The 4253-nt window shown below is 71.8% G+C and carries 5 protein-coding genes and 1 other RNA gene; all 6 read right to left on the bottom strand.

The genetic code is table 11. The features are described from left to right. Window positions 1–159, bottom strand: a transfer-messenger RNA (tmRNA) gene (gene ssrA / locus FJ251_14105); the annotation flags it as partial. A gap of 77 nt (window positions 160–236) precedes the next feature. Further along, the gene (locus FJ251_14100; GenBank protein MBM4118837.1) at window positions 237–2018 is read right to left on the bottom strand and encodes an ATP-binding cassette domain-containing protein; all 1782 of its coding nucleotides are present in this window, start codon (window positions 2016–2018) and stop codon (window positions 237–239) included. Window positions 2019–2147: 129 nt separating this feature from the next. Next, window positions 2148–3011 carry a T9SS type A sorting domain-containing protein gene (locus FJ251_14095; GenBank protein ID MBM4118836.1) on the bottom strand — a complete coding sequence of 288 codons (864 nt, stop codon included), beginning with the start codon at window positions 3009–3011 and terminating at the stop codon, window positions 2148–2150. Between the two features lie 81 nt (window positions 3012–3092). Then, window positions 3093–3407 (bottom strand): hypothetical protein, encoded by a 315-nt coding sequence (locus tag FJ251_14090; protein MBM4118835.1) that lies wholly within the window; start codon window positions 3405–3407, stop codon window positions 3093–3095. Between the two features lie 82 nt (window positions 3408–3489). Then, window positions 3490–3816, bottom strand: a complete 327-nt coding sequence (locus FJ251_14085; protein MBM4118834.1) for a hypothetical protein — start codon at window positions 3814–3816, stop codon at window positions 3490–3492. A gap of 7 nt (window positions 3817–3823) precedes the next feature. Continuing rightward, the coding region (locus tag FJ251_14080) for a hypothetical protein (GenBank protein ID MBM4118833.1) at window positions 3824–4253 on the bottom strand (430 nt) is incomplete at its 5' end.

Here is a 4253-nt window from a genome sequence, read left to right as displayed (position 1 = left end):
AAAAGGTGAGGCGGGCAGGTCACCTAACTAGGTTAGGCGGCCAGGGCCAAGTTATCGTTGGCAATTGTGGTTTCTCGACCTTGGTAACGGGGCAGAATCGAGAAGTCCCCGGCCTGCAGCTCCAGCTTCTTGAATCCCCGTCGAAACCTGGTCGCCCCCGGTTTCACGGCTCCCTCAATCTAGACGCGCATTCCTTCGCTGTCAACGGAGCGGCGGCGATTGCGCCGCGAGCGGATTCAAGACTGCCGCTCCGCCAGGCGCTCCCAGCGCTGGTAGAGGTCTGCCAGCGCGGTCTCGAGTTCCGCCAGCCGCGCGCGATCCTGCGCCACCTGGGCGCCGGCGCGCTGGTAGTAGGCCGGATCCGCGAGCTGCGCGTGCAGCCCGCCCTGCTCGCCCTCCAGGGCTTCGATGCGGCCGGGCAGCGCTTCAAGCTCCCGCGCCTCGGCCCAGCTGAGGCGCTTCGCGTCGACGGCGCGCGTCCGCGGCGCGCTCACCGCCGGCTTCGCGCGCGCGGGCGCGGGGCGCCGCGTGCGCGCCCAATCCGAGTAGCCGCCCACCGTCTCGGCCACGACGCCTTCGCCCTCCAGCACGAGCGTGCTGGTCGTGACATTGTCCAGGAACTCGCGGTCGTGGCTGACGAGGAGCAGGGTGCCGGGCCAGTCCACGAGCTGCTCCTCCAGCAGCTCCACCGTTTCCAGATCCAGATCGTTGGTCGGCTCGTCGAGCACGAGCACGTTGGCCGGCCGCGCGAGCAGCCGGGCGAGGAGCAGGCGATTGCGCTCGCCGCCCGACAGACGGCTGAGCGGCGCGCGCAGTTGCTCGGGCGCGAAGAGGAACTGCTGCAGGTAGCTCGTCACGTGCACGCTGCGGCCGCCGATCGTCAGCGTGTCGCCGCCATCGGTCACGTTGTCCTGCACGCTGCGAGTCTCGTCGAGCTGGTTGCGCTGCTGATCGAAGTAGGCCACCTGGAGGCCCGCGCCAAGCTCCACCGTGCCGGCATCCGGCCTCAGCTCGCCGAGGATGAGGCGGAGCAGGGTCGTCTTGCCCGAGCCGTTCGGGCCGAGGATGCCCACCTTGTCGCCGCGCGCGATGACCGTGCTGAAGCCGCGCAGGATCTCCCGCTCGCCCCAGGCGAAGTCCACGCCGCGCGCGCGGACGACGAGGCGGCCCGAGCGTTCGGCATCTTGCAGGGCAAGCTGCGCGCTGCCGAGCTGCGTGCGGCGGGCTTTCCGCTCGGCCCGCAAGCCCTCCAGCGCCCGCACGCGCCCCTCGTTGCGCGTGCGCCGCGCGCGGATGCCCTGGCGCAGCCAGACCTCCTCGGCGGCCAGCTTGCGGTCGAACTCGGCGTTCTGCTCGAGCTCGGTCGCGAGCAGCGCCTCGCGACGCTCCAGGTAGGTCGCGTAGTCGCAGGCGAAGCTGCGCAGGCGACCGCGATCCAGCTCCAGGATGCGCCCCGCCAGCGCGCGCAGGAAGGCACGATCGTGGGTGACGAAGAAGAGCGCACCCGTGAAGCGGCGCAGCTCGCCCTCGAGCCAGGCGATGGCGTCGATGTCCAGGTGGTTGGTCGGCTCGTCGAGGAGCAGCAGGTCCGGCGCCACGACGAGGGCGCGCGCGAGCAGGGCGCGCCGCTTGCCGCCGGTGGAGAGCGTGGCCAGGTCGGCGTCGCCATCCAGGCCGCCGCGCGTGAGCGCCTGCTCGACGAGGTGCGCCTCTCCGGGGCCGGCAGGCGGCAGGCCGGCCGCCGCGAAGCCCGCCGCCACGGTCTCGCGCACGCTGCCGGCGAGTGGCTCGGGCAGCTCCTGCGGCAGGAGAGCCACGCGCAGGCCAGGCGCGCGGGCGATCTCACCGGCGTCGGGACTCAGCGCGCCCTGCAACAGACGCAGCAGCGTCGTCTTGCCCGCGCCGTTGCGCCCGAGCAGGCAGATGCGCTCGCCGCGCTCGATCTGGAGCTGTACGCCGTCGAGCAAGGACGGCCCACCCAGGGCGAGCGAGACGCACTTGAGGTCGAGGAGGGTCATGCGGGCTGAAGGTAGAGCAGCGCGCAGATCCGAGCAAGCCATCTGGCTTCCCCCGCGCTCCGTGGCAAGCAAGCTCGTTTCCGCGTCGCGCGCGCTCGATCGCGCGCGAGCGGAACCGAGCGATCGCCTCTACCGCAGGAGCAGCAGCTTTCCGGCAAGCAGCTCGTCGCCGGCGCGGAGCCTGAGCAGATAGAGCCCTGAAGGCAGGGCGCGACCGCCGGCATCCCGGCCATCCCAGGCGACGGCATGCGTCCCGGCGCCGAAGCTGTCGGCCACGAGGGTGACGAGCTCCCGACCCGTCACGTCGTGAACACTCAGTGCCACCCTGGCCGCGCGCGGGAGCGCGAAGGCAAAGGTCGTCGCCGGCCGCGCTGGATTCGGCCAGGCGCTGAGCCTCGCGCCCGCTCCCGGGAGGAACGGCACGGCAACGCTGTTCGGCTGGCCGAGGAAGAGGTGCACCTTGCCCTGGTTGGAGCCGCTGAGCAGGTCCTGGCGGCCGTCGCCGTCCCAGTCCAGCGCGAAGGGCCGCGCGCGGCCCTGGTAGCCGAGATCGATGGGCAGGCTCAGGCTCTCGCAGCGCCAGCCGACGCCGAAGAGCGGCGCCGCCTGCGTCCCCGCGTTCGCATAGAAGTAGAGCTCGCCCTCCGCGTTGCCGATGACGAGGTCCTTCGCGTCGTCCCCGTCGAAGTCGGCCATCGTCGGACTCGCGTAGCCAAGCGGAACGACGAGGTCGCCGCTGCCGTCGCTCACGAAGAGCGTGTGCCGGAAGTCCGGCGGCAGGCCGCCGCCCTCGTTCAGGTAGAGGCGGAGCTTGCCGTCGTAGGCACCGACGAGCAGGTCGAAGAGGCCGTCCTCGTTCCAGTCGACGACGTCGGGCGTCGCCCGGTAGCCCACGTTGAGGTCGACCTTCGCTCCCGGCGGGCCGACCTGCACGCGCGCACCGCTGTCGAAGCGCGGCTCCTGCGCCGTGCCGACGTTGAGGTGGATGTGCACGAAGCCTTCGGAGTCGCCGAGGATCAGATCGAGAAGCTCGTCGTCGTTCCACCGCGCGACGCGCGGGAATAGACCGAGGCATCAGCCACCGGGGTAGCTGATCTCCGCGCCGCTGAGCAGGCGCAGGTAGTCGTAGTCGCCGAAGCTGGGCGGCGCGCCCAGCGCCTCGTTGAGGTAGAGGCGCACCCGGCCCGGGTAGAGGCCGCTCCCCTCGCCCACGAGCAGGTCGGGGTAGCCGTCGGTGTTCAGGTCCGCCAGGCAGGGCACTGAGTGCCCGGGGACGTAGACTTCCTCGCCGTGAGCGGGCAGCAGGACGTTGGCGCCGAACTGCAGCGAGGCGGTCGCAGGCAGGGCGACGAGCAACATGGCGATCATCAGCAGGCCGGTGATGCGCATCGAAGGACCTCCCCGGCGCGAGTTTGCGCCCGGCAAAGTATACCACTTCTCATCCGACCGGGCGCCAGCCCGCAGGCGACTGCTACTTCAGCAGCACCGCACTGCCGGCGAGGCGCTGGCCGCCGGCCTCCAGGACGAGGAAGTAGCGGCCGCTCGGCAGCTGCCGGCCGGAGCCGTCGCGCCCATCCCAACTCAAGCGCGATTCGCCGGCCGGGTAGCGCGTTCCATCGACCAGAACGCGCTGCAGGCGGCCGGCAATGTCGACGACGCGCAGCGAGATCGGTCCCGCCGCTGGGAGGCTGAGGCGAATCTCCGTGGCCGGGTTGAAAGGATTGGGGAAGGCCTGGACGCGATAGTCTGCCTTGGCCTGGGGCGGCAAGGGCGCGCCCGTGGGCGTCTGGCATTGCAGCGGGCACTCAGCGCAGGAGCAGGCACTTCCGCGCGCCGCTCGCCTCGCCGCTCAGCGCGATCAAGTAGAGGCCCGAGGGCGCCGGCCGCCCGGCGCCGTCGCGGCCGTCCCAGTCGAGGCGCAGGATGCCCGGCGCCGCGCTGCCGGCGAACAGCGCTGCCACGGCGCGGCCGTCCAAGGCCAGCACGCGCACCGCGTAGGTCCCGGGCTGCTCGACCGCGAGTTCGACACTGAGCCGTGGGTTGGCCGGATTCGGCCAGGGCAGGCCGAGGCGCGCGGCGGGCGGCAGGACCGCAACGTCCGTGGGCGCGCCCTGGAGCAGGTGCACCTTGCCGTCGCCCAGACCGATGAGCAGGTCGAACCAGCCGTCCCCGGTCCAGTCGCAGAGGAAGGGCCGCGTGCGCGGGGTACCCGCGTAGTCGATCGGCGCGCCGGCC

This window comes from bacterium (assembly GCA_016873475.1).
Lineage (GTDB): Bacteria > Krumholzibacteriota > Krumholzibacteriia > JACNKJ01 > JACNKJ01 > VGXI01.
This window is presented reverse-complemented; position numbering and strand designations above follow the sequence as displayed.